Annotated in this window: 24 protein-coding genes and 2 pseudogenes; 9 read left to right on the forward strand and 17 right to left on the reverse strand. The window is 64.2% G+C overall.

All coding sequences use genetic code 11. The features are described from left to right. Positions 1 to 10: 10 nt before the first annotated feature. The 5 genes from FNV92_RS17185 to FNV92_RS17205 form a co-directional block, all read right to left on the reverse strand. On the reverse strand, positions 11 to 1,189 hold the full coding sequence (locus FNV92_RS17185) for an aminotransferase class V-fold PLP-dependent enzyme (RefSeq protein ID WP_143845572.1): 1,179 nt from the start codon (positions 1,187 to 1,189) through the stop codon (positions 11 to 13). A gap of 94 nt (positions 1,190 to 1,283) precedes the next feature. Then, positions 1,284 to 1,856, reverse strand: a complete 573-nt coding sequence (locus FNV92_RS17190) for a CAP domain-containing protein (protein WP_143845571.1) — start codon at positions 1,854 to 1,856, stop codon at positions 1,284 to 1,286. A 71-nt stretch (positions 1,857 to 1,927) separates the two neighbouring features. Further along, positions 1,928 to 3,022 carry a serine/threonine protein kinase gene (locus FNV92_RS17195; protein ID WP_143845570.1) on the reverse strand — a complete coding sequence of 365 codons (1,095 nt, stop codon included), beginning with the start codon at positions 3,020 to 3,022 and terminating at the stop codon, positions 1,928 to 1,930. A gap of 5 nt (positions 3,023 to 3,027) precedes the next feature. Beyond that, the gene (trmFO, locus tag FNV92_RS17200; protein ID WP_143845569.1) at positions 3,028 to 4,455 is read right to left on the reverse strand and encodes a methylenetetrahydrofolate--tRNA-(uracil(54)-C(5))-methyltransferase (FADH(2)-oxidizing) TrmFO; all 1,428 of its coding nucleotides are present in this window, start codon (positions 4,453 to 4,455) and stop codon (positions 3,028 to 3,030) included. A gap of 124 nt (positions 4,456 to 4,579) precedes the next feature. Next, positions 4,580 to 4,732: a DUF1127 domain-containing protein gene (locus FNV92_RS17205; protein ID WP_007590701.1), complete on the reverse strand. Its 153-nt coding sequence runs from the start codon at positions 4,730 to 4,732 to the stop codon at positions 4,580 to 4,582. A gap of 581 nt (positions 4,733 to 5,313) precedes the next feature. On the opposite strand from FNV92_RS17205, the gene FNV92_RS17210 reads away from it, so the two are divergent. Continuing rightward, a complete protein-coding gene (locus tag FNV92_RS17210; RefSeq protein WP_168213673.1) occupies positions 5,314 to 5,640 on the forward strand; it encodes a hypothetical protein in 327 nt (108 codons plus the stop codon). 73 nt (positions 5,641 to 5,713) lie between these two features. Here the strand turns inward: FNV92_RS17210 and FNV92_RS17215 are convergent, their stop codons facing one another. Both FNV92_RS17215 and FNV92_RS17220 read right to left on the reverse strand, forming a co-directional pair. Next, the gene (locus FNV92_RS17215; RefSeq protein WP_015685928.1) at positions 5,714 to 6,538 is read right to left on the reverse strand and encodes a lytic murein transglycosylase; all 825 of its coding nucleotides are present in this window, start codon (positions 6,536 to 6,538) and stop codon (positions 5,714 to 5,716) included. A gap of 135 nt (positions 6,539 to 6,673) precedes the next feature. Next, positions 6,674 to 7,582 (reverse strand): DUF2189 domain-containing protein, encoded by a 909-nt coding sequence (locus FNV92_RS17220; RefSeq protein WP_015685929.1) that lies wholly within the window; start codon positions 7,580 to 7,582, stop codon positions 6,674 to 6,676. A 333-nt stretch (positions 7,583 to 7,915) separates the two neighbouring features. Between FNV92_RS17220 and FNV92_RS17225 the strand changes: the two genes are divergently transcribed. Beyond that, positions 7,916 to 8,314 (forward strand): DUF3597 domain-containing protein, encoded by a 399-nt coding sequence (locus FNV92_RS17225; protein ID WP_168213672.1) that lies wholly within the window; start codon positions 7,916 to 7,918, stop codon positions 8,312 to 8,314. 53 nt (positions 8,315 to 8,367) lie between these two features. On the opposite strand, the gene FNV92_RS17230 is transcribed toward FNV92_RS17225, so the two are convergent. From FNV92_RS17230 to FNV92_RS17245, 4 genes are all read right to left on the reverse strand, one after another. Continuing rightward, complete coding sequence (locus tag FNV92_RS17230; protein ID WP_143845566.1) at positions 8,368 to 8,643, reverse strand: GNAT family N-acetyltransferase; 276 nt, start codon at positions 8,641 to 8,643, stop codon at positions 8,368 to 8,370. Between the two features lie 66 nt (positions 8,644 to 8,709). After that, positions 8,710 to 8,985, reverse strand: a complete 276-nt coding sequence (locus tag FNV92_RS17235) for a GNAT family N-acetyltransferase (protein ID WP_143845565.1) — start codon at positions 8,983 to 8,985, stop codon at positions 8,710 to 8,712. An 11-nt stretch (positions 8,986 to 8,996) separates the two neighbouring features. Continuing rightward, positions 8,997 to 9,512: a DUF3828 domain-containing protein gene (locus tag FNV92_RS17240; protein WP_143845564.1), complete on the reverse strand. Its 516-nt coding sequence runs from the start codon at positions 9,510 to 9,512 to the stop codon at positions 8,997 to 8,999. 91 nt (positions 9,513 to 9,603) lie between these two features. Then, positions 9,604 to 9,966, reverse strand: coding sequence for a hypothetical protein (locus FNV92_RS17245; RefSeq protein ID WP_143845563.1), 363 nt, complete (start codon positions 9,964 to 9,966; stop codon positions 9,604 to 9,606). Positions 9,967 to 10,060: 94 nt separating this feature from the next. Between FNV92_RS17245 and FNV92_RS17250 the strand changes: the two genes are divergently transcribed. The 3 genes from FNV92_RS17250 (at position 10,061) to FNV92_RS17260 (ending at position 13,141) form a co-directional block, all read left to right on the forward strand. After that, the gene (locus FNV92_RS17250; RefSeq protein ID WP_143845562.1) at positions 10,061 to 10,558 is read left to right on the forward strand and encodes a hypothetical protein; all 498 of its coding nucleotides are present in this window, start codon (positions 10,061 to 10,063) and stop codon (positions 10,556 to 10,558) included. 105 nt (positions 10,559 to 10,663) lie between these two features. Then, positions 10,664 to 12,271, forward strand: a complete 1,608-nt coding sequence (locus FNV92_RS17255; protein ID WP_143845561.1) for an acyl-CoA synthetase — start codon at positions 10,664 to 10,666, stop codon at positions 12,269 to 12,271. A 9-nt stretch (positions 12,272 to 12,280) separates the two neighbouring features. Then, complete coding sequence (locus FNV92_RS17260; protein WP_143845560.1) at positions 12,281 to 13,141, forward strand: PCC domain-containing protein; 861 nt, start codon at positions 12,281 to 12,283, stop codon at positions 13,139 to 13,141. A gap of 16 nt (positions 13,142 to 13,157) precedes the next feature. Here FNV92_RS17260 and FNV92_RS17265 read toward each other — a convergent pair whose 3' ends face one another. Continuing rightward, positions 13,158 to 15,239, reverse strand: coding sequence for a DUF1217 domain-containing protein (locus FNV92_RS17265; RefSeq protein ID WP_143845559.1), 2,082 nt, complete (start codon positions 15,237 to 15,239; stop codon positions 13,158 to 13,160). Positions 15,240 to 15,489: 250 nt separating this feature from the next. On the opposite strand from FNV92_RS17265, the pseudogene FNV92_RS17270 reads away from it, so the two are divergent. The 3 genes and pseudogenes from FNV92_RS17270 to FNV92_RS17280 all read left to right on the forward strand — a co-directional run bounded on the left by FNV92_RS17270 (position 15,490) and on the right by FNV92_RS17280 (position 18,104). Continuing rightward, positions 15,490 to 16,256, forward strand: a pseudogene (locus FNV92_RS17270) (AAA family ATPase). 328 nt (positions 16,257 to 16,584) lie between these two features. Beyond that, the gene (locus FNV92_RS17275) at positions 16,585 to 17,148 is read left to right on the forward strand and encodes an SRPBCC family protein (protein ID WP_143845558.1); all 564 of its coding nucleotides are present in this window, start codon (positions 16,585 to 16,587) and stop codon (positions 17,146 to 17,148) included. 2 nt (positions 17,149 to 17,150) lie between these two features. Then, on the forward strand, positions 17,151 to 18,104 hold the full coding sequence (locus FNV92_RS17280) for a YVTN family beta-propeller repeat protein (RefSeq protein WP_143845557.1): 954 nt from the start codon (positions 17,151 to 17,153) through the stop codon (positions 18,102 to 18,104). 6 nt (positions 18,105 to 18,110) lie between these two features. Here the strand turns inward: FNV92_RS17280 and FNV92_RS17285 are convergent, their stop codons facing one another. The 5 genes and pseudogenes from FNV92_RS17285 to FNV92_RS17305 all read right to left on the reverse strand — a co-directional run bounded on the left by FNV92_RS17285 (position 18,111) and on the right by FNV92_RS17305 (position 24,366). Next, positions 18,111 to 18,749, reverse strand: coding sequence for an HAD family hydrolase (locus FNV92_RS17285; protein WP_143845556.1), 639 nt, complete (start codon positions 18,747 to 18,749; stop codon positions 18,111 to 18,113). A gap of 56 nt (positions 18,750 to 18,805) precedes the next feature. Beyond that, positions 18,806 to 19,369, reverse strand: coding sequence for a DinB family protein (locus FNV92_RS17290; RefSeq protein ID WP_143845555.1), 564 nt, complete (start codon positions 19,367 to 19,369; stop codon positions 18,806 to 18,808). 48 nt (positions 19,370 to 19,417) lie between these two features. Then, positions 19,418 to 22,399, reverse strand: coding sequence for an excinuclease ABC subunit UvrA (gene uvrA / locus FNV92_RS17295; protein WP_143845554.1), 2,982 nt, complete (start codon positions 22,397 to 22,399; stop codon positions 19,418 to 19,420). A 310-nt stretch (positions 22,400 to 22,709) separates the two neighbouring features. Beyond that, positions 22,710 to 23,470, reverse strand: a pseudogene (locus FNV92_RS17300) (outer membrane protein). 149 nt (positions 23,471 to 23,619) lie between these two features. After that, positions 23,620 to 24,366, reverse strand: a complete 747-nt coding sequence (locus FNV92_RS17305) for an outer membrane protein (protein ID WP_015685946.1) — start codon at positions 24,364 to 24,366, stop codon at positions 23,620 to 23,622. Positions 24,367 to 24,424: 58 nt separating this feature from the next. Between FNV92_RS17305 and FNV92_RS17310 the strand changes: the two genes are divergently transcribed. Next, positions 24,425 to 24,574 carry a hypothetical protein gene (locus FNV92_RS17310; protein WP_168213671.1) on the forward strand — a complete coding sequence of 50 codons (150 nt, stop codon included), beginning with the start codon at positions 24,425 to 24,427 and terminating at the stop codon, positions 24,572 to 24,574. The last annotated feature ends 19 nt before the right edge of the window (positions 24,575 to 24,593 follow it).

The following is a 24,593-nucleotide window of genomic DNA, read 5'->3' on the forward strand; positions in this document are numbered from 1 at the left end:
CGGCTACGCGCTATCGCGGCGCCAGCCTCGCCAGATGGTCGATCAGCCGATCGATCTCGGCTTCCGTGTTGTAATAGTGTGGGGAGGCGCGCACGAGCGGTGGCAGCGCGCGGACTTCGGCATCGATGCGTGTGCTGGCGGGATCCGACGCACCGATCATGATGCCGGCGGCGGCCGCGCTTTTGACAATGGCGTCCGCCTCGTGTCCATCGACCGTGAAGCTGACGATGGCGCCCGGACGTCGACCGAGGTCGCGAATCGTGACGCCGCGAATGGATACGAGGCCGCTGCGAAGGCGGTCAGAAAGCAATCGGCAGCGCTGCTCGATCGGACCCATGCCGATGGTGAGCGCGTAATCGACGGCGGCGCCAAGCCCGAGCCGGGCCGCATAATTGTTCTCCCAGGTCTCGAAACGTCGCGCGTCGTCGCGCAGCCGATATTCATCGCGCGAGACCCAAGGCGCCGCGAAGTGGTCGATCATCGGCGGCTCGAGTTGCTGCAGCAGCGACTTCCGGACATAGAGAAAGCCGGTGCCGCGCGGGCCGCGCAGGAATTTTCGGCCGGTTGCCGACAGCATGTCACAGCCGATGGCTTCCACGTCCACCGCCATCTGGCCGACTGCCTGGCAGGCATCGAGCAGATAGGGAATGCCCCGCGCCCGCGCGATCCTGCCGATCGCCGCCGCCGGATTGACCAGCCCGCCATTGGTCGGAACCCAGGTGATGGCGATGAGCTTCACTCGCTCGTCGATCATGCGTTCGAGCGCGTCGATATCGAGTTCACCGCTGGCATCGCTCGGCACGACGTCGATGATCGCGCCCGTCCGCTTGGCGACCTGGAGAAAGGCGACATAATTGGCGGCGTATTCCGCCTCGGCGGTCAGGATGCGATCGCCTTGGCGAAATTGAAGCGCGTAGAACGCCATCTGCCAGGCAACGGTCGCGTTCTCCACGAGCGCGATTTCATCGGGCGCGGCATTCAGCAGCCGGCCGACCGAGCCGTAAATCGATTCCAGCCGATCGGCTTCGCGATCGGCGGCGGCGTAACCTCCGATCTCGCTCTCCAGATCGATGTGCTGCTTCATTGCTGCGACGACGGGGGCCGGCATGAGCGCCGCGCCCGCATTGTGGAGATAGGCAAGCCGGGAGGCGGCGGGCGTGTCAGCCCGTATTCGGTCGATGTCGATCAAGTGCGCCTCCACCTCTCGCGATGCTCCTGCATAAATTGGGCGCACCTGAGAATGCTCGCAAGTTGCGGCCCGGGGGACGATGCCTGGCTTCGTCTCATATGCAGAGCCCTAGCAACTTGACGTGGCAGCTGCTCGATTTGGGCTTGCTGGCGGGCGCAGCCTCGCGCTTCACGGCAACCAGCGGCTCCGTGTCCTTCTTGCCCTTGCCCTTCTTCGGCTCGTAATCGCCGGCTATCACCATCGCCCAGTAAGTGCGCTTGCCGCTGGCATTCCTGGCGTTCGCGATCCCGACGCGGGAAGCGTTGTGCAGCAAGAGGTTCTTGCGGTGCCCGGACGAGTCGATCCACTGTCCCAGCGTCTTCTCGAAATTGTCGTAGCCATAGGCGATGTTCTCAGCGGCGCGCCCCGCGCCGGCCGGCGCGACGCGGCGATTGAACGGGCCAAGTGCATCGTGACTGAGATCGTCCTTCGCCGCCATCGCGCGCGCCTGGTCCATGGCAATGCGGTCGAGGGTTGCGTCGCGCACCACGCGGACCTCACCGTGCTTGAGGCGGAAACTGGAGATCAATTCGGCCGGGGATTCGGCCGTCGCGGGCGCTGCCGCAAGCAGAAAAAGGCCGGCGATCATGCCGCCAAGCACCCGATGTGTCGTTACCTGAATGCCCATAAGCCCGCCAAGCCGCATGATCCCAGCTTCTCTATCGCCAATGTGGAGGCTTCATGGCGCGGACCACGGAGCTAGCTCGCCGGCAGGTCCGCCTCGAAGTTGAAGCGGTCGCGCAGGTTCTTGCGCTGTTCCAGGATGTCCTTGAGGAAGGCGCGGTCCTGGTCGTTCTTCATCATCGGCTCGATCAGATCGAGCTGGTTCATGGCGACCAGCTGCAGGATCTCGGTGCGAGGCTTGCCGCTGCTGTCGCGCGGCAGCGCGTGCACGACCTGGATGTGTTCCGGCGGCTTCGGGCCCTTGACGGCGGCAAGCTCGTTGCGGAGCTGGCCTTCGAGCGCAGCCTGATCGCCTTCGACGAACGCGTAGAGCCCAACGCCGGACCGGCGATCGGCGAACGCGACGATGGCGGTGTCGCGCACGGCCGGGTTCTTGCGGATGAGTTCCGCCAGCACGGGGGCGTCGTTGACGAGCCGGCGGCCACCGCCCTCACGGTCGGTGAAATTGAACAGGCCGCGTGTGATCGCCCGGTAGACCTTCTTGCCGGTGGCAAGCCACAGGCTCGCAGCGAAGGATTTCTTCGCCAGGATTTTGCGCTCGCGCGGCGTCAGCGCTTCGGGCGCGTAGGAGCGCTTGTGCTTGAGCAGATGCCGGAGATCTTCGTAGGCCAGGATGCGATAGAGCCGGCCGCGCCGTTCAAAGCAGGCCGCGAGCTGGAAGTCGGTGACATAGGCGCGGCCATCGCGGCCAACCAGCCAGTTCTGTTCCTTGGCCAGGTCGTTGTGGCAGATGCCGGCACGGCGCAGCCGGCGCAGCGCCGCCTTGGCCGAGCGGAAATAGGCGAGGTCGCCATGTGGTTTTGCCAGATGCAGCGCGACGCCGTCCACAAAGCCGCGCACCAGCGCGCGGCGGCCGGCCCACAGCAATTCGGGACCAACGTTCAGGCCCTTGGCCAACCTCAATGCATACTTCTCGCGCGCGAACAAATGACGCGCCAGCAGGAACGACCACCACGGCACCTCGTCAAGCCGGCGCAGCACGGCGTCGACCTCGCCGCTGTCGCCGCGGAAGCGGCCGCGCTCGACGGTCGAGAACACGTCGCGCTTGAGCAGCACGCCCTCGGTCCAGCGCGCCGACAGTGTCGCGGCGTCGTCGTTCGGGAGACTCATGAGGCTCACGCTGCTGCGGCGATGCGCAGGTGATCGGCGATCCAGCGATCGAGATCGGCGAGCGCCAGCGCGCTCATCGCCTGCTTCTTGGCCACCGTCTTCTCGTTGCCGCGCAGGCGCGTGCCGTCCGGCTTCTTCGTCGGTGCGCTCGCAAGCGGCGGAAACAGGCCGAAATTGATGTTCATCGGCTGGAACGAACGCGTGCCCGGCTCGATGGTCTCGATATGGCCGCCCGTGATGTGGCCGAGCAGGGATCCCAACGCCGTCGTGCCAGGCGGGCTCGCAAGGGTCTCGCCGCGGGCTTCTGCTGCGGCATAGAGGCCGGCGATCAAACCGACGCTGGCCGATTCCACATAACCCTCGCAGCCCGTCATCTGGCCGGCGAAGCGCAGTCGCGGCTGCGCGCGCAGGCGCAACTGACTGTCGAGCAGCTTCGGCGAGTTGAGGAAGGTGTTGCGATGCAGCCCGCCGAGGCGGGCAAATTCGGCGTTCTGCAGCCCCGGAATGGTGCGGAAGATGCGCTGCTGCTCGCCGTACTTCAGCTTCGTCTGGAAGCCGACGATGTTGTAGAGCGTGCCGAGCTTGTTGTCCTGCCGGAGCTGCACGATTGCGTAGGCTTTGGTGGTGGGGTCGTGCGGATTGGTGAGGCCGACCGGCTTCATCGGGCCGTGGCGCAGCGTCTCGGGACCGCGCTCCGCCATTACCTCGATCGGCAGGCAGCCGTCGAAATAGGGCGTGTTGGTTTCCCACTCCTTGAACTCGGTCTTCTCGCCGGCGATCAGCGCAGCGACGAAGCCGTCATACTGATCCTTGGTCATGGGGCAGTTGATGTAGTCGGCGCCGGTGCCGCCGGGACCGACCTTGTCGTAGCGCGACTGAAACCAGGCTACCGACATGTCGATGGATTCGCGGTGCACGATCGGCGCGATCGCGTCGAAGAAGGCGAGCGCGCTCTCGTCGGTCAGCTCGCGAATGGCGTCGGCGAGCGGCGCGGAGGTGAGGGGCCCCGTTGCGACGATGACGTTGCTCCAGTCGGCCGGCGGCAGGCCAGCGACCTCGCCACGGGCGATCTCGATCAGGGGATGGTCGTTGAGCGCCTTGGTGACGGCCGCCGAGAAGCCGTCGCGATCGACTGCCAGCGCGCCGCCGGCGGGCACCTGATTGGCATCGGCCGCTCGCATGATCAGCGAGCCCAGTCGGCGCATTTCGGCATGGAGCAGGCCGACAGCGTTGTTGGCGGCATCGTCCGAGCGGAACGAATTGGAGCAGACGAGCTCGGCGAGCCCATCGGTGCGGTGCGCCTCTGTCATGCGGCTCGGCCGCATCTCGTGGAGCACCACGGGCACGCCCGATTGGGCCACCTGCCAGGCGGCTTCCGAGCCGGCAAGGCCGGCGCCGATGACGTGCACGGAATTGGATTGGGGTCCTGTCATGGGCGGACAGGTAGCGCTTTTCGGCGGTCAGTGGAATCGCCGAGATCGAGTTTTCTGCCACCGGATACGACAACGCCCGCACGAGGCGGGCGCTATCGGTTCGTCCGGTGAGGGCTGAACGATATCAGCCCTGATACTGACCGGCGGCAACGCGCGGGATGTCCGAGCGATCGAGGCCGATATCGGCCAGCTCGCGATCGCTGAGCTGGGACAGCTCGGCAACATTGCGCTGATAGTCCCGGAAAGCCTGGATCATGCGGATGAGCGAGAGCAGCATTGGTAGTCTCCTGTAGTTCGATTCAGCCCTTGCCCGGGCGTCATCGTTGAAATGAATATAGGTGAGTGTGGTGCACTGCGAAAGTTCCGATGTTGCGATGCAGCTAAGCGAAGAACGCATGGCGTCGGTAACGGACGATTAACCTGATGGCAGGCCCGCCCAAAGGTTAGGCGGAACAAGGAAGGAAATGCTATAAATGTCCATGAATACACGGAGTTATAGCGAAGCCGAGGGTTCTGGTCGAAGCAGAAATAAGTTGCGCGCGGGTCGCTCACAAGCCGATCAAGCAGCTTCTACGCCCAAGTCTCGCATGCGCGAATTGCATGATGCCGGAACCATATAAATGAATATAAATTCATTTATATCTGTGCCGGGCCTTGATCGGGAATCTGCAGAACGACCGATTCGACATGTTCCCGTCAGGGCAGCCGATCCAGTGATGGGCACCTCGAACATGCGCGCTTGATTACACAGACGTAATGAAAATCAGGATTTTCGCATGCGGCTCTGCGCTTCACGCAACATCACGCAATTCTCGCGGGGATTTTATTGCGACATGTTGCCGCGTCGGGAGGAAAGTCATGTCGCAGATTCCGGCAATGTCGCTGGCTCTGTCCCAAGAAAAAGAGAAGGAAAGTAACATCATGACGAAGTTACTCGGGGTTATCGCAATTGCCGCCGTCGCATTCGCCGTCGCGCCGGCCCAGGCCGCCAAGCACGCCATGGGCGGCTGCAGCTCGGCCAATCTGGAGAAAACCGAGACCGCGATCGAGAACATGGCCGACGGTGACGGCAAGATGGTCGCGCAGAAGGAGATCGCTTCCGCGCAGGACGCCATGCTCAACGGAAAAATGGGTTCGTGCGGCGCGCACCTGAACAAGGCGATGCACGCCACCATGGGCAAGTAAACGGGTAGGCAAGCGCACCAAGAGAGGGCCGGTCGCGGGGCGATCGGCCCTACGCGTTTGATTGAGCGTCCGCTTAAGGGGCGCGCGCGAGTTGGGTCGCGAAATAGGCAACGGTCTTGGAGTAGACCTCGCTCTTGTTCCACTGCTGGAGCACAGCAAAATTCGGAGCGCCGGGTTGCCAATCCTTGCCCTTCTGCCAGCCATAGCCGGCGAGATAATTGGCGGTGGAGGCGAGCACGTCGGGTGCGTTGTGCAACAGGTCGCGCTTGCCATTGCCGTCGAAATCGACGGCGTATTTCATCCAGGACGACGGCATGAACTGGGTCTGGCCGAGCTCGCCGGCCCAGGCGCCCTTCATGTCGGCCGGCGCGAGATCGCCGCGCTGGACGATGCGCAGCGCATCCAGCAACTCGGCGCGAAACTGCTCGGAGCGGCGGCAGTCATAGGCCAGCGTCGCCAGCGAGCGGATCGTCGCGAACTTGCCGGTGTTGACGCCGAAATCGGTCTCGAGCCCCCAGATCGCGACCAGCACTTCGCCCGGCACGCCATAGGTCTGCTCGATGCGGGAGAGCACCGAACCATATTGCTTCATCATGTTGGAGCCCCGCGTCATGCGGGGCGGCACCATGCGACCGGAAAACTCCTCGAAGGTCTGAGTGAAGACCTTCTGCGAGCGATCGCGATTCAGCACGGCCTGATCGAGCGTCACACCGGTCAGGCCCGAGGCAATGGCCTGCTGCGAAATGCCCTTGGCCGCTGCATCGGTTTTGAAGTCCGCAAGCCAGGCGTCGAAATTGCCCGATCCGCAAGCGACGGCGGCGAGCGCGGGCTGGGCTGACAGGAGGGATGCGGAAAGGGCGAGGGCTGCGAGAGCGAGACGAGAAATCGTCGGGGTCATCAGATGAAATTGATTCCGTGAAGTGATCTGACCGGCAGGCGCAATTTCGATTGTAACCGCGGCCAAAGCAAGGCGCATGACAGGCCGCCGTCCTGCCCGAGCCGGGCCCGGGCAGGATCGCTTGTCACGATATCGTCAGGCGTCCGTCCGATTGCGCCAGGGGAAGAGGTTGGCGGGGAAGTCGGCGGCCGGCTTGCGCGGGCGATGCGGCGGAGGCGGCACCGGCCGCGCACCGGGATCGGAGACGATCACCTTGCGGTACAGATGCCAGGTGGCGTGGCCGAGCAGGGGGATCACCACGGCGAGGCCGAGGAAGGCCGGGATCGTTCCGAGCGCCAGCAGAAGAGCGACGATCAGGCCCCAGGCCGCCATCGGCACCGGGTTTTTCGCGACCACGCGCAGTGAGGTGACCATGGCCTCGAACGCACCGGCATGGCGGTCGAGCATCAGGGGGAACGATACTGCGCTGATGCAGAGAGCGGTGAGCGCGAACAGGAAGCCGGTGCTGCAGCCGACCACGATCAGCCACCAGCCTTGCCGGGTGGTGAGCACGCGCGTCAGAAAATCGGAGACGCCGGACGCGCCCTCGTAGCCGAACGCCGCGATGTAGATGGCTTGCGCCGTCGCGACCCAGGTCACGAACAGGGCGAGCAGCAGCGTACCGAGGCCGAGCATGGCGCCGAAGGAAGGCGAGCGCAGCACCTCCATGGCATCCCAGGCGCCGGCCTCCTCATAGCGTTCACGGCGGCTGGAAAGCTCGTACAGACCGAGCGCCGCGAAGGGCCCGATCAGTGCGAAGCCCGCCGCCAGCGGGAACAACAGTGGCAGCACCGAGTAGCCCATCACTATGCGGGCGAGTACGAGGCCGAGCACCGGATAGATCACGCAGAGGATGATGGCGTGGCTCGGAACCGCCTTGAAATCCTCCCAGCCGCGCCTGAGTGCGTCATGAAGGTCGGACAGCTGGATGGTTCGGATCACCGGTCCCGCCGCATCCGCGGGCGGGGCCATCGTGGGGACATTGCCCTGGTAGAGTGTGGCCATTGTCGCTAGCTCCCTTGCCGGCAGCCGAATTCTGCGCCAGCAAACGGCGCGAGCGGCCGCTCTTCTCTGAGTTTCGCGATTCCAACCAGGCGCGAATTCCGGAAGGGCTCGCGAGTTGTACGCGGAGGCTACTCCCAATTCCGAGTCCTGTCCCTCACGCTTGGGTGAGATTCGATGCCGCAGTGCAACTCGACGATGTCATTCGGTCGTCATTTCGCCGCAGATAAGCTGATGCTGTCGGTCGGTTCGCAGAACTTAGCGGGCGCAACGCAGTAACTTCGTCTATAAGTGCCACTCAAGGCCCTTCCAGCGGATCCTTTTCGGGGAGAAGACATGAGCATTTTCGGGAAAATCATGGGCGCGATCTTCGGCAGCCACCCGGCTTCCGCCGCGCCTGCCGGTGGCGCACCCGCGGGCGGCGCGCCTGCAGGAGCCGCGCCGGGCGGATCGGCACCCGCAGCAGCGCCAATGGCAACCGTGGACGTGGCGGCCGTCGTCGACAAGCTGGTGGCAGCCCAGAAGGAGAAGCTGGAATGGCGCACCTCGATCGTCGACCTGATGAAGGCGCTCGATATCGACTCCAGCCTCGCCGCGCGCAAGGATCTCGCCAAGGAGCTTGGCTATAGCGGTGACATGAACGACTCGGCGAGCATGAATGTCTGGCTGCACAAGCAGGTGATGTCCAAGCTCGCCGCCAACGGCGGCAAGCTGCCGCCGGAAATCAAGCACTGACCGATCGCAAATTCGTTTGCCAGGGGCCCGCGCTCGCGCGGGCCTCTTTGCGTTCAGGCGACGAGGTCCGCATCCTCCGGATGCTTCTCGATATAGTCGACGACGAAGCCGCAGCCGGCGATCACCTTGTTGCCGTCGCGGCGGATCAGGTCCAACGCACCCTTGACCAACTCGGAGGCAATGCCGCGGCCGCGCAGCGCGCGCGGCGTCTCGGTGTGGGTGATGATCACCGCCGACGGCGTCAGCCTGTAATTGGCGAAAGCGATTTCGCTGCCGACATCGAGCTCGAAGCGGCTCCTGTCCTTGTTGTCGCGTACCGATGCAGCCATGCGTGGTCCTTCAGAAGCGGTGTGTGTTTTCTGATTTAGGCAGTCTCGACCGCTTCGCAATGACGGTTACGTCTTCACCAGGTCCTGATAGTCGGGATGCTTCTCGATCCACGCCTTCACGAACGGGCATTGCGGGATCACTTTCAATCCGGCGGCGCGGACCTGGTCGAGCGCGCCTTGCACGAGCTTCGAGCCGACGCCCTTGCCGCCTAGCTCCTTCGGCACGTCGGTGTGCTCGAACGTGATGATGTTGCCGTCGAGCTTGTAGTGCTCGGTCGCAAGATGGCCCTCGACCTCAAGCTCGTAGCGGTGATGGGCCCTGTTGTCGATAATTTCGCTCATGGCGTCTCCGGTCAGCTCTTCAGCGAGTCCGTCAGCATCTTGCGGATCGACCAGGCTTCGCCGTCGGACGAGCCTCTGATGTCGTCGATCCGCCAGCTATTGGCCTCGCGCACGAAGTCGTAACGCACGATCAAGTCGGCGGGTTTGCGGTCGTTGCGATGGCCGGTGATGGTCACCGCGATGATCGCCTTGTCGGCCTCCATCTTCTCGGCGTCAACCTTGAACGATTTCACGTCCGGTTCCTGCGAATTGGTGACCGGATCGAAATCGACCGGCCCGACGTCGCCCTTCGGCGTATGCGCATCCGCTTTGGCCCACAGCGCGATCAGCGCCTTGGAGAGATACTGGCTCTTGGCGACCTTGTTCGCGATAACGAAGGCACCGCCGCCATCGCCCTTGCCCTTGGCCGCGCGGGTGTAGATCGCGGTCAGGATGGCGACGGGATCGCTGGGGGCAGGCATCACGGCGAATGCAGGGGAGGTCGTGGCAAGCAGGGAGGTGACGACGAAGGTCCGGCGGGTGAGCATGAGATATCCTTGGGACGATGGCGTGCGTCAACAGGCCGGAGAGGCCGGTGTCAGCGCGTATGTTGGTAGACCGATGTGAGGGCGGTTCGGTTCAATCGGTCGCTTTGGCCAGCCGTGCGTCTTCGGGCTGCGGTTGCGGGCGCAGGCAGCCCTGGCAGATGACGAGGGAGCGGTTGACCCTGGCGTCGTGCTCGGCCTCGATGCCGTCCTGGGCCTGCCACCATTCCTTCGAATAGGGCTGAAGTCCAGCTTGCGATGTGTTGCGCTCGGATGCGGCGCGCGTTGAACGCGATGTTCTTGAGGCAGAACGTGGCTGATTCGGGTCCTCACCGGCGCCATCCCAGGCATAACGCGCGGGCCTGAAGGCAGGATCGGTAGCCAGATGCGCCTGCGGAGCCACGGCACATCCGGCGAGCGCCAGCGACAACAGGAGGAGGGCGGGCGCTTTGACCATGATGCGGCACTCTGTACGCGAGAACTGAACGAGGTTGTGCCGATCATGTTTAAAATTCCCTGAACGATCGCCGCTGTGCGGACGACCAACGCGAATGCGATATCTGATCCTCCTGCTCACATTGCTCGCGACCGGCGCGCGTGCCGACGATGCAAAGCCGTTCAATCCGGTCGACTATCCGCCCAGCGTGCAGAAGGTGCTGCGCGACGCCGTTGAGGAGTGCGAGAGCCAGGACGGCGGTGCGGTGACCTTCGCGCCGGACACGGTGCGCAAGGTCGACCTGACCGGCGATGGCCGCGACGATTACATCGTCGATTTCCGCGACACCAAATGCGGGGAGCGCGAGACCACTTATTGCGGAACCGGCGGCTGCGTCATGAACATTCTGGTGACGCTGCCGGATGGCAGCGTCCGTCCGGTGTTCGACGGCTATGTCCGCAGTTACAAAATTCTGGCGCCGTCGATGAAGCGCGGCGCCGCGCGCAGCATCCGCTTCGATCTGCATGGCAGCTACTGCGGTGGCTTCGGTGCGCAGGTCTGCGTCAAGGAGAAGGCTATCACGGCGGCACCGTTCGCATTCAAGCAGCCGTAGTGCAGGTGCGCGGTCGCCGGCCTTGCGGGGGCAGGGATGATGGCGATAAATGGGCTGCAATGAGCGGGCGGCCGGTGCGCCGTCTGCCGTCGAAGAGGAAGCCCGATGCAGCCCCTGCGCATGTCCCGCCGCGTCATGAATCTCGCTCACATGCTGACCCAGAATGCGCGGCGGCATGGGGCGCGTCCCGGTTTCGTCTGGGGTGACATATCCTGGACGTGGCACCAGATCGATGCCCAGGTCTCGGCCCTGGCCGCGGCGCTCGCCGCGCGCGGCATCGCCAAGGGTGACCGCATCCTGGTCCATTCCAAGAACAGCGACGAGATGTTCTTTTCGATGTTCGCGGCGTTCCGGCTCGGCGCGGTCTGGGTGCCCACCAATTTTCGGCTGATGCCGGACGAGGTCACCTATCTCGCGCAGGCCTCCGGCGCGAAGGCGTTTCTGTGTCATGTCGATTTTCCCGAGCACGCGGCGAGCGTGAAGGGCGGTGCTCTGGAATTCACCTGGAGCCTCGACGGCAAGGCCGCGTTCGGCGAACGCTCGGTGGCCGACGCTATCGCCTCGCAGGCAGGCCGGGCGGTCGCGAACGTTGCTGTGGAGCACGACGATCCCTGCTGGTTCTTCTTCACGTCCGGCACCACCGGCCGCTCCAAGGCCGCGGTGCTGACCCACGGCCAGATGGGCTTTGTCGTCACCAACCATCTCGCCGATCTCACCCCAGGCGTCACGGAAGCGGATGCGTCGCTGGTGGTGGCGCCGCTGTCGCACGGCGCCGGCGTGCATCAGCTGGTGCAGACCGCGCGCGGCGTCTGCACCGTTCTGCTGCCGACCGAGAAGTTCGACATCAACGAGGCCTTCCGCCTGATCGAGACGCACCGCGTCGCCAATCTCTTCACCGTGCCGACCATCCTGAAGATGATGGTCGAGCATCCCGCCGCCGACAAATACGACCACTCCTCGCTGCGTCATGTGATCTATGCGGGCGCGCCGATGTATCGTGAGGACCAGAAGGCCGCGCTGAGGAAGCTCGGCAAGGTCATCGTGCAGTATTTCGGGCTCGGCGAGGTCACCGGCAACATCACGGTGCTGCCGGCGGCGCTGCATGATCCCGAGGACGGGCCGCATGCGAAGATCGGCACCTGCGGCTTCGAGCGCACCGGCATGCAGGTCTCGATTCAGGACGACGAGGGTCGCGAACTCGCGGCCAACCAGAGCGGCGAGATCTGCGTGATCGGCCCTGCCGTGCTTGCCGGGTACTACGACAACCCCGACGCCAATGCGAAGGCGTTCCGCAACGGCTGGTTCCGTACCGGCGATCTCGGCCATATGGACGAGGAAGGCTTCCTCTACATCACGGGACGCGCCTCCGACATGTACATCTCCGGCGGCTCTAACATCTATCCGCGCGAGATCGAGGAGAAGATATTGACCCATCCCGCGGTCGGCGAGGTCGCCGTGCTCGGCGTGCCGGATGCGACATGGGGCGAGGTCGGCATCGCCGTCTGCGTTGCGCGGGAGGGCGAGAGGCCGGTGAGCGAAGCGGAGATGGCGGCGTTCCTGCTGCCGAAGGTGCCGCGCTACAAGATGCCGAAGCGCTTCTTCTTCTGGGAGGCTTTGCCGAAGTCCGGCTACGGCAAGATTCCGAAGCGCATGGTGCGCGACGAGCTCGAGGCGCGCGGGCTGCTCGATCTCGACAAGACGAAGACGGGCTGAGCATACGCGATGCGAAGTATCAAGCAGCCGGGCTTGCCGGCCACCGAGCGCATCCAATGGGTGGAGGCGAGGGGACGCGCCTTCTCGTTTACGCTTCAAGCAGGATTGCCGTTGCTGGAAGCCGCGCGCCGCGGTTTTGCCGCGGAGGGCTTTGCGGGGGGCGTGCTGAATTTCGGCAGCGGCACGCTCGGGCCGTTCGCCTACGTGATGCCGGCGCTGTCGAAGACCGGCGAGAACGCCGCGTTCTACAGCGATACGTTTCGGCCTGGCGGCGTGACGCGGACCAGGCTCGGCAGCATGACGCTCGGCACGCGCGACGGTGCGCCGTTCTTTCATTGCCACGGGCTGTGGCTTGAGGCGGACGGCACGGCGAGCGGCGGCCACATGCTGCCGGACGAGACTGTTGTTGCCGAGGCGTTCGAGGTCGCGGCCTTCGGCGTCGATGGCGCGATCTTCACCGCCGAACCCGATCCCGAGACCAACTTCAAGCTGTTTGGACCGGTCGCTGCCGCGAGCACTGGCGCGCGCGCGGCGAGCCGGGTCTTCGCGCTGCGGCTGCGCCCGAACCAGGATTTCGCCGGCTGCCTCGAAGAGTTTTGCCGCGCGCGCGGCATCGCGCACGCGAAGATCCATGGCGGAGTCGGCTCGACGATCGGCGCGCGCTTCACCCACGGCGGCGTGACCGAGCCGTTTGCAACTGAGCTGGCGATCACGGCCGGTGCGATCGTGCCGGGAGAGTCCGGTGCTCCGGAAGCAACGCTCGACGTCGCGTTGATCGACTACACCGGCGGCATTGCGGAGGGCCGTCTGCTCCGTGGCGACAATCCCGTGCTGATGACCATGGAACTGGTGCTCGAGGTGTTGGGCTAATAGTCCCGAGCGACCATCAATGTGCACGTAGCTTGGCGATGGCCAGGTACGTGGCTTCACTCATGCTCGATATGCCTGAGTTCGATCCCTGAAAGAGATTGAGCAGGGGCGATTGACCCTGGCCGGTGCTGTCGCCGTTCTTGACGTCGTACATGGCGGAGAACCGGCTCAGCAGCTTCTCGACCTTCGCGGGATCGGAGAGATCCTTGATCTTCATGAATTTGTCCACGAACTTGGCCTGCTGATCGATCGGCATCGCAGCCATTGAATCGGGCAGATTGAAGGTGGTCCTGAACACCTCCGAAAGGGCCTTGTCGGCGAGGATGTCGTATGCGGACGTGATGTCTCCCGCCTTGCGCTTGAAATACAGCGCCAGGCGGACGCCGGGATTCGTATCCCCCTGCTGCAGCTCCAGGTTTTGCTCGAGATAGTTCGCCTGGGTTTCCCGGAATTGATCGCGCTTCTGGGGACCCATCATCGGCAGGCGCGCGACGTTGCCCTTGCTGTCGAAATTGAACGACGCCACGATTTCGGCAAAGCGGGGATCGCTCTGCGTGTTCACGAAGCTCTTCTTGTCGTTCAGGTCGGATGCGAAGATCTTCTTGAGGAAATCGTCGCTGACCTTCCTGGGGTCCAGACCCTTGGCGAGGAGGATCAGATCAACCATCGGTCGGTTTGCAAGAAGATCGGACACCTTGTCGATGCCTGCGATCGCCTGCTGATATTCCGTCGCATCCTTGGTGGCTTGTGCCTTGACGGCCGCCTGTTGCTGGGTGGTTCCCGTGCTTGCGCTCTTCACGGCTTGGATGACGTAGTCCCTCGCGATCTGGAGGACTTCCGCCGAGTCCTGCGCGACCAGGGGGGTCGTCAGATTGCCCTTCGCATCGAAGTTGAAGGCGCGCGCGAGCTGAACGTAGCGAGTGTCCTTGAGGGTATAAACATAACTCTTGGGATCGTTGATGTCGCTTTCGAGGACCTTCTTGATGACGTCCTGCGGGACCTTGTCGGGGTCGAGGCCGACGGCGCCCAGCGCAAAATCATACACGCCCGGTGTCGACACGAACGCATCGACCGACTTGATCTTGAGCAGGTCTGCCCTGAATTGCTTGATCGCTACGGCCTCGAAGATCGGGCTTGCCGCGGAGTAGACGTCGGCCTTGCTGTCGTCGAACTGCTTCTTCGTGAGCGTGATGTTTGCGGCGGTCTGCGCAGGCGTGCCTGCCGGAAGCGACCCGTCCGGCAAGAACTCGAACGCGCCGGCCAGGTCGACGAAATTGCCGATCGTCGCGATCTGGTCGTTGAGGCTGGCAACGCTCTTTGTTGCCGTCTCCAGATGATATTTCTCGACCAGGATCTGGACCTGCAACTGGGGCACGTTGGCGCCTGGCTGCGAGAGCTGGGCGGTATAATTGGCGATGTTCGAATTTGCCGTGCTGATATCCGATTGCGACTGGGCGAGCGACGCGTTGAGGCCGCTCAGCTGGGACGTGAAGGTGGTGTTGACGTAGCTGGCTGGGTCGGAGGGATCGCTGCGCAGGACCTGGCTGATCGTGCTGGCCGGCCACTTGCTCTCGTCGATCCCGAATGCCGAATAGACATAATTGCGAAGACGATCGTTGTTCAGGAGCTGGTCTGCAGTGCTGATGTTCCCGATCTGGGCGCTGTAGTAATTCGAGTCACTGGCGAGTGCATCGACCTGGTTCTTCTTGGTCGCCGTGTACAGGCCAATCATCTCGTCGGTCTGGTCCGCCGATTGCGCGACCGGCGTCGCGGAGCCGTTGAAGGAAAATGCCGCGGCAAATTCCCGGTACCGCTTGTCGACCAGCTGGTTGACGAAGCTCTTGGAGTCGTTGAGGTCGCTTTCCAGCACCTTTTTCATGAAGGCCTTCGCGTACGTCATGTCGTCCAGGCCGTATGCCTTCATCGCGTAATGATAAAGGCGGTAATCCTTCATGAAATCGTCGACGGTCTTCACCTTGCCGATGTTGGCCTTGTAGTAGGCGGCCTCTCGCGCCACGTCCGGCTGCAGTTCGACCCGCGTCAGGGACTGTTTGAGATTACGCGTGATGTAGTTGTAACCGAAATATGTTGATACCATCGCGCATTCCTCGCGGCGTCGTACGGTCCCGGACGTCCGTCAATCATTGCGGGGTCGCGAGGTGCGGAGCCGGCGTCATGCCGGCAGTCTGTTTCGTAGCCAGGTTTTCTTAATCCGGACCCAGCCGGCGTAGCCCGGGTTTGTTTCAAGTTGTGTCCATCTGTTTCTCAATTGCAGCTTTCGCGAGGGTTGTGTTCCTGATATGTTCCTGTCGAGATATCCAGTCGGGGCTGGGGGCGGGAGCTGGGGCATGAGCCGAAGACGCGGTCGAACGATCAACCTGCCGGCCCCCTACCTGAAACGGGTCTGGTTCGATCCGTCGCAAGTGCGCGATCGCGAGGCCTATCCGTTTTGCCTGCCGATCTTTCCGGATGATTTCGAGCTCAACTTCGAGGCCGCCATCACGATCATCGTCGGCGAGAATGGCACCGGGAAGTCGACGATCCTCGAGGGGATCGCAGCGCTCGCCGGCTATGACGATGCCGGTGGCGGGAAGGGGTACATGCCGATCGACCACTCCGAAGCGCGGGAGAAGATGGGCGGACAGCTCTCCAAGGCCTTGCGGCAAGCTGGCTGCCGAAGATCACCAATGGCTGGTTCTTCCGCGCCGAGAGCTTCTTCTCGGTGGCGCGATATCTCGACAAAGCCGCCCGCGATGCCGGGCAGCTCGGCCCGGATTTCCTTTCGCATTCGCACGGCGAGGGCTTCCTGCGCTTCTTCGAGGAGCGCTGCCAGCGCCAGGGCATCTTCATCTTCGACGAGCCGGAATCGGCGCTGTCGCCGGCGCGGCAGATCGAGTTTCTGAAGCTGCTGCGACGCATGGAGGACTCCGGCATCTGCCAGGTGATCATGGCAACCCATGCGCCGCTGCTGATGGCCTATCCCAACGCGCAGCTGCTGCGGCTGGGGAAATACGGCCTGGAGCCGACGACGGTGGAAGAGACCGATCATTACCGGGTGATGCGGGAGTTCTGCAACGATCCGCGCGGGTTCGTGGAGGCGACGCTGGGGGAGTAGGCTCGGCACTTTCGGCGGCGGTGACGACAGCAGAGCTCAGGCACGATGTGTCGCGAAGATACAAATATAGTGTCCGCGAACTCAAAAGCTGACTGGACAGCTAATGCTGCATCCAGACCGTCATTCTGTTGCCCCCGTCGCCTCGCGGATGAACGATGCGCGCGCCGGTTGGCCGCCACATCACCGCAGGACTTTACCGGCGCAGCCTGCGTAGGGACAAAATCGCGTGGTCAACCCTGCCACGAACGGGTCTCCCCATGGCCGCAAAATGCGCTACGATGAGGCCAGCGCGCACCAAGTCGCGCAGATTCAAGGGTGAGGAAACGACATGCGGATGCGAAGCGGAACGGCGATCGCGGGAGTGGCGGCGCTGGCGGTGGCAGGAATGGCTCTGGGCGCCGCGTTTGAGCCGGTTTCGGCCCACGGCCCGACCCGGCAGAAGGTGCGGGAATCCATCGAGATCAACGCACCGCAGGCCAAGGTGTGGGCAGCGATCGGCAATTTCCAGGACATGAGCTGGCTTCCGCCTGTCACCAAGACCGAGGGCGAGAAGGGCAACGAGATCGGCGCGACGCGCAAGCTGACGCTCACGGGCGGGGCGACGGTGGAGGAGGAGCTCTACAAATACGAGCCCGACATGCTCAGCTATTCGTACCGGATCACCAAGGTCGACGTGAAGGTGCTGCCGGTCACCAATTATTCGTCGACGCTGACGGTGTCGCCGGCGCCCGACGGCAAGGCGAAGGTGGAATGGGCCGGCGCGTTCTATCGCGGCTTCCCCAACAACGATCCGCCGCCGGAACTGAACGACGAGGCCGCAACGAAGGCGGTGAGCGGGCTGTACAAGGTCGGCCTCGAGGCGCTGAAGAAGAAGATCGAGAGCGGAAGCTGACCGTGCGGGCGCGGGTCCTGGCGGCGGTCGCCGCCAGCCTTTGCCTCACAGGGTTTGTCTGCGCCTCCGCCGAGGAGGCGTTCGTCACCAACCAGCTCAGCGACGATCTGATGATCGTGGACCTTGCCACCGCGCGTAGCGTCGCGACCATCCCGATCGGCGGCAAGCCGGCCGGCGTCGCCGTCAGCGCGGACGGACGCTTTGCCTATGTCACGAGCCCCGACGCCAAGGCCGTGACGGTGGTGGACGCGGCCGCGCGACAGGTCGCCGGCCGCATCGAGGTCGGCGGCGGTCCGCTCGGCATCGCAGTCGCGCCCGATGGAAACACGGTCTACGTCGCCGACTGGTATGCAGCCGCGGTGCGGGTGATCGATGCGGCCTCGCGCAGCGTCACGGCCAGCATCGCGGTCGGAGCCTCGCCGTCGGGCCTGGCCGTGACGCCGGACGGCAAGCTGCTGCTCTCGGCCGACCGCGACGACGACAGCGTCTCGGTCGTGAACACTTCGACGCGCCAGCGCAAGGCGACCATCAAGGTCGGCACGCGTCCGTTCGGCGTCACCATCGATGCAGAGGGCAGGCGCGCCTACACCGCCAATGTCGGCTCCGACGACGTCTCCGTGATCGACATTGCGGAAGCGCGCGAGATCGGCCGCGTGCCGGTCGGGATGCGCCCCTATGCGGTGGCGCTGGCGCAGGGGCGCGGCTTCGTCACCGATCAATATGGCGGCACCGTCAGCGTGTTCGACCTGGCGACGCTGAAGCCGGTGAAGCGCATCAACGTCGGCGACTATCCCGAGGGCATCAATGCGACCGCCGACGGCAAGCGCGTCGTCGTCGCCTGCTGGGAGAGCAACACACTCGTGATTATCGATGCGGCCGAGCTGAAGGTGATCGGCGAGGTCAAGACCGGCGACGGCCCGCGCGCGTTCGGGGCGTTCTTGCGGAGGACGGAGTAGGGGCAGCTACGCCGGCGGGCGCAATGCGTGCACGATCTCGTCCATCCGCTCGAACATGTAGTCCGGCGCCCGCGCCCGCAGCGCCGTCGGCGCCGCATAACCCCAGCACACCGCGCCGCAGGCAATCCCCACGGCGCGCGCCGCCTCGATGTCGCGGACCTCGTCGCCGATCGCGATGACCTTGGCGGGTTCGACGCCCGCGCGCCGGACGACCCGGCGAAATTTCGCGGGCTTGCCGAACAGCGACGCCGAGCAATCGAAATGCGTGAACAGCGCGGCGGCTTCGCCAAGCTTCTCGCGCGCATTGGTCTCGCTGTCGGACGTCACCAGCGCGAGCTGCACGCCGTTCTCGGCCAATGTCCGCAGCATCGCCTCGACGCCGGCAAATAACGAAATCTCTGCCGCAGCCTCCGCCTTCAGCCGCCGCGCATGCCGCGCGATCGCCGGCAGTTTCCACAAGGGCACCTCGAGCCAGCTGAGGATCTCCCGCGTCGAAGCATGCCGCAACTCCTCGACATCCTCATCCCGCACACGGCGAAAGCCGAAGTGATCGGCGATGTCGTTGATGGTCCGCAGGAACCACGGAAAGCTGTCGGCCAGCGTGCCGTCGAGATCGAAGATGGCGAGGGAGTAGGGAGGGGGCATCGGGAGAACCAACGACCGAACGTCAGGAGCAGGCGAACGCTGTCGGGTTCATCTCCTTATGATGTCCAAACGCCGTCCTCGGTCCACCCGAGTTCCGCGAACTCGGCGGCCCGAAGTGGCGCCTCTCCCTCCGCAAAGAATTCGTCAAGCTGAGGCGGCGCGGCGCTTGTTCCGGAGAGCATGGCGTGCGCCTGCCCGCGATGATGGATCTGGTGCTGGAAGAGATGCATCAGCAGCCGGTCGCGGCGCTCGATCTGGATGTGACTATCGCGATTGATCCGCACAGCCCCGTTGAGCAGCTCGGGCGTCAGCGCATCGCAGACGGCGATCAACCGCCTGTCGATTGCGGCTTGAGCTGGCTTCAACTCGGCGAGCGATGGGTACGGCACTTCGTTCTTCCAGGCGGCAGGTCCGAGGCTGCCGCCCTCCAGCGCATCGACGTAGAAGAGATCAATGATGTAGATGTGGTTCAGCGTCCTTTGCAGGCTCGGAAAGAAGCCAGACCGCTCGGCTTCAAAATCCGCCTTGCCTAGTGCAGAGCAGGCCGTGAGCAGCCGATGGTTTGCCCAGGCATTGTTGTGGGCGAAGGCGCGGTACGTTTGCACAAAGCCGGCGGACAAGCTGAATCTCCCTTGGACCGATGCGTCGGCAGAGTTTGGTCGGTTGGCCTACTCCGCCGCCTCGCTCGTCCTCCCGCGCTTCGGCTTCCGTGCCTTCTTCAGCACCGGCGCCAAAAACTTTCCCGTGTAGCTCCGCGGCGCCTTCGCGATGTCTTCCGGCGGTCCCCACGCCACGATCTCGCCGCCGCCGTCGCCGCCTTCGGGGCCGAGGTCGATGACCCAGTCGGCGGTCTTGATGACTTCGAGATTGTGCTCGATGACGACGACCGTGTTGCCCTGCGCGACCAGCTCGTGCAGCACCTCCAGGAGCTTCTTGACGTCGTGGAAGTGCAGGCCGGTGGTGGGCTCGTCCAGGATGTAGAGCGTGCGGCCGGTGGCGCGCTTGGACAATTCCTTGGCGAGCTTGACGCGCTGGGCTTCGCCGCCGGACAGCGTGGTCGCCTGCTGGCCGACATGGATGTAGTCGAGGCCGACGCGGTGCAGGGTCTGGAAGGTCTCGCGCACGCGCGGCACCGCCTTGAAGAACTCGGCGGCTTCCTCGACGGTCATGTCGAGCACGTCGGCGATGGACTTACCCTTGAACAGGACCTCCAGCGTCTCGCGGTTGTAGCGCTTGCCCTTGCAGACGTCGCAGGTGACGTAGACGTCGGGCAGGAAGTGCATCTCGATCTTGATGACGCCGTCGCCCTGGCAGGCCTCGCAGCGGCCGCCCTTGACGTTGAAGGAGAAGCGCCCGGGCTCGTAGCCGCGCGCCTTGGACTCCGGCAGGCCGGCGAACCACTCGCGGATCGGCGTGAAGGCGCCGGTGTAGGTCGCGGGATTCGAGCGCGGGGTGCGGCCGATCGGCGACTGGTCGATGTCGATGATCTTGTCGATGTGCTCGAGGCCCTCGATGCGGTCGTGGGGCGCGGCACCCTCGCTGGCGTTGTTCAGCTTGCGGGCGATGGCCTTGTAGAGCGTGTCGATCAGCAGCGTCGACTTGCCGCCGCCGGAGACGCCGGTGACGGCGGTGAACAGGCCGAGCGGAATCTCGGCCGTGACGTTCTTGAGATTATTGCCGCGCGCGTTCACCACCTTGATGGTGCGGCGATGGTTGGGCGGGCGCCGCTCGGGCACCTCGACCTCGAGCTCGCCGGTGAGGTACTTGCCGGTCAGCGATTTCGGGTTGCGCATGATCTCGGCCGGCGTGCCCTCGGCAATGATGTTGCCGCCATGCATGCCGGCGCCGGGGCCGATGTCGAGCACGTGGTCGGCGAGCAGGATGGCGTCCTCGTCATGCTCGACCACGATCACGGTGTTGCCGAGGTCGCGCAGCCGCTTCAGGGTGTCGAGCAGGCGTGCGTTGTCGCGCTGGTGAAGGCCGATCGAGGGCTCGTCCAGCACGTAGAGCACGCCTGTCAGCCCCGAGCCGATCTGCGAGGCCAGGCGGATGCGCTGGCTCTCGCCGCCGGACAGCGTGCCGGAGGAGCGGGACAGCGTGAGATAGTTGAGGCCGACGTCGAGCAGGAAGGTGAGGCGCTCGCGGATCTCCTTGAGGATGCGTCCGGCGATCTCGTTCTGCTGCGTGTTCAGCGCCTCCGGCACAGTCTCGAACCAGGCGCCGGCGCCCTTGACCGACAGCTCCGAGATCTCGCCGATGTGCTTGCCGCCGATCTTGACGCAGAGCGCCTCGGGCTTGAGCCGGAAGCCGCTACATGCCCCGCAGGGTACGTCGTGGAAATATTTCGAGAGTTCCTCGCGGGCCCATTCGCTCTCGGTCTCGCGATAGCGGCGGTTGATGTTGGTGATGACGCCCTCGAACGGCTTCTTGGTGTCGTAGGAACGGACACCGTCCTCGTAGGAGAACTTGATCTCGTCCTCGCCGGAGCCATGGAGGATGGCATTCTGCGTCTTCTTGGGCAGATCCTTCCACTTCGTGGTCAGCGCGAACTTGTAGTGCTTGCCCAGCGCCGTCAGCGTCTGCACGTAATAGGGCGACGACGACTTGGCCCAGGGCGCAATCGCGCCCTTGCCGATGGCGAGCTCCTTGTCTGGAATGACGAGGTCCTCGTCGACATGCTGCTCGACGCCGAGACCGCCGCAGGCCGGGCAGGCGCCATAGGGGTTGTTGAACGAGAACAGGCGCGGCTCGATCTCGGGGATGGTGAAGCCGGAGACCGGGCAGGCGAACTTCTCCGAGAACAGCATACGCTCGGGCCCGCTCTTGTCGTGGATCTTCGCGGTCTTCTTCTTTTCTTTCTCTTCAGCAGGTGCGGTCGCCGGCGCGTCAGCGAACTCGACGACGGCGAGACCTTCGGCAAGCTTCAACGCGGTCTCGAAACTCTCGGCGAGGCGCTGGCCGATGTCGGCGCGCACCACGATGCGGTCGACTACGACGTCGATGTCATGCGGGAATTTCTTGTCGAGAACAGGCGCCTCCGCCAGCTCATGGAAGCTGCCGTCGATCTTGACGCGCTGAAAGCCCTTCTTGAGCCATTCGGCGAGCTCCTTGCGGTACTCGCCCTTGCGGCCGCGCACGACCGGCGCGAGCAGATAGAGCCGGGTGCCTTCGGGCAGCGCCAGCACGCGGTCGACCATCTGCGAGACGGTCTGGCTCTCGATCGGCAGGCCCGTGGCCGGCGAATAGGGCACGCCGACGCGGGCCCAGAGCAGACGCATGTAGTCGTAGATCTCGGTGACGGTGCCGACGGTGGAGCGCGGGTTCTTCGACGTCGTCTTCTGCTCGATCGAGATCGCCGGCGACAGACCGTCGATCTGATCGACGTCGGGCTTCTGCATCATCTCCAGGAACTGGCGGGCATAGGCCGACAGCGACTCGACGTAGCGGCGCTGGCCCTCGGCATAGATGGTGTCGAAGGCGAGCGAGGATTTGCCGGAACCTGACAGCCCCGTGAACACCACGAGCTTGTCGCGGGGAATCTCGACGTCGATGTTCTTGAGGTTGTGCTCGCGCGCGCCACGGATCGTAATTGCGCGCAGGCTGGAGCCCGCGTTCTGCTGTTGGCGCTTCGCCTTGATCACTTCATCCATCCCGCTGGTCCTCAAGGAATCCCAAAAGCGCGCGATCGCGCCAATGTTGAAGGCGCGCTTCGCCCGGAACCGGGATCGGCGCCGATGGGGTTGGCAGCGAACGTAGGAAGAACGAGGACGGATTTCCAGTGGGACTTGCGAATCGTCAACGGATTGTTGGCGCGCTGGCGGCATCTGGCAGGAGCGGGGTCCACGGAACAGAAGAAGGGCCGGCGCGAGGCCGGCCCTTCGTTCGCATTTGGGTGCAGACGGGAGGAATCCGCACGCGAGCAGGACCTGGAGGAGTCCTTTGGGGCTTCGTAACCGGGGCTCAGTATATGGCGACGACGGGGTTGCCCCAGCGGTAATTGATACGGATCAGGCCCATGTCGATGTCCTGGCCGATCCGGTCGGTGCGCGCGAGAAGGCCACCGGTGAGGGTGGCGAAGTCGGCGCTGTGATGGCCGAGGAACACATGATTGTACTCGCCGCCGACAGACCAGTTCTCGGCAAAGCCCCACTCGACGCCGATGCCGATGGTGTAGCCCCAGCGGGTCTGGGTGACGCTGTTGAACGCGAGCGCAGGCACGCCCGGGAAGAAGGTGTCGTATTTGTCGTGCGCCACGCGGCCGCGCCGGCCTTGCCGTAGGGCAGCAGGCTGTTGACGGCGTAGCCCATCTGGCCGGCGAAGAGGCCGAAGGCGTCAATCCTGGTCTGGTTGGTCTGCGGTGCCAGTGCCACGCTGACATTGTTGCCCTTGAAGTCGGCCCAGTTGCCCTGGCCCTCGATGCCGAACACCCAGCGCGATTTCTGCCAGCGATAGCCGACCTGTCCACCGATCGTGCCGCCGCCTGCGTTGTGGCAGCCTTCGCCGATAGCTGGATCAACCGCAACGCCGAGCGCGCCGGTCACGTTCCAGCAGGCGTGGGCCCAGCCGCCGCCACCATTGATGCCGGCATAGACGCCGCTCCAGTCGTAGGCGAGGACAGGCGCGACCGGCGGCTTGGAATACAACGGAAGATCGGCAGCCGCCGCCGGCGCGATCGCGCCGAGTGCGAACAAGCCTGCCGCGGCCAGCGCACAAATCTTCATGTCAGATCCCCAACTCACCAAGCCAATGCGCGGGTGCGATTCGCGCCCCACGATTCCTTGACGGTTGGATGTTCGTCAGCGCGAAAACAAAAAGGCCGGCGCAAGGCCGGCCTTTCGTAGTGCGATGGAGGCGGAGATCAGTACTTCGTTCAGTACCTGGCGACCACCGGGCCACCAAAGGTGTAGTTGAGGCGGACGGTGCCCATGTCAACGTCCTGCTTGATATTGTCGATGCGGTCGTTGAAACCGAGGACCGTGAACGAGTTGTTGCGCTTGCCCATGAACAGATGGTCGTATTCGATCGCAACGGACCAGTTCGGCGCGAAGCCGAATTCGAGGCCGGTGCCGACCGCGCCGCCCCAGCGCGTCTCGCTTGCGCTGTCGAGGACCACGCCGACCACCGTGCCGTTGTACTTGGCGTGCGTGACGGCGGCGCCACCCTTCACGTACCAGAGCACGTTGTTCCAGGCATAGCCGACCTGGCCGGTGAACAGGCCGATCGCATCGATCTTGGTCTCGTTGACCAGCGGCGCAAGCACCAGGCTGGTATTCGAGCCCTTCAGGTTGGCCCAGTCGCCCTGGGCCTCGAGGCCGAACACCCAGTTGGTGGACTGCCAGCGATAACCGATCTGGCCACCGACGACGGCGCCGGTTGCATTGTGACAGCCCTCGGCCGTGTCGGGACCCGGAATGCCGGCGATATTGTTGACGTCCCAGCAATTGTGGCTCGAGGCACCACCGGCGTTGGCGCCGATATAGAAGCCGGACCAGTTGTAGATCGAGGCCACCGCGACCGGCGCCTTGGTGTAGGGGCGGGCCGCCAGATCGGCCGCCGATGCGGGAGCCAACGCGCTGAGTGCAAACAGGCTGGCCGAAGCCAACAAAATCTTCTTCATAGCGATTCCCCAGTTCCGTTTCTCTTTGTCGCCTTCCGCACGGCGGAGCAGCGGACCAATGACCCAACTGATGTCGCTCTCTTACACCATTAAAGCCAAAGGTTGTGTTACCGACTCGCCACATCTCGCCGAAAACGTGCGGGGGCGGCCGGCCGATACCGGTACGCGTGGAAAACAAAAAGGCCGGCGCGAGGCCGGCCTTTCGTAACGCGATGACGTTGGAAGCG

It is taken from the genome of Bradyrhizobium cosmicum, assembly GCF_007290395.2.
Classification (GTDB): Bacteria; Pseudomonadota; Alphaproteobacteria; order Rhizobiales; family Xanthobacteraceae; genus Bradyrhizobium; species Bradyrhizobium cosmicum.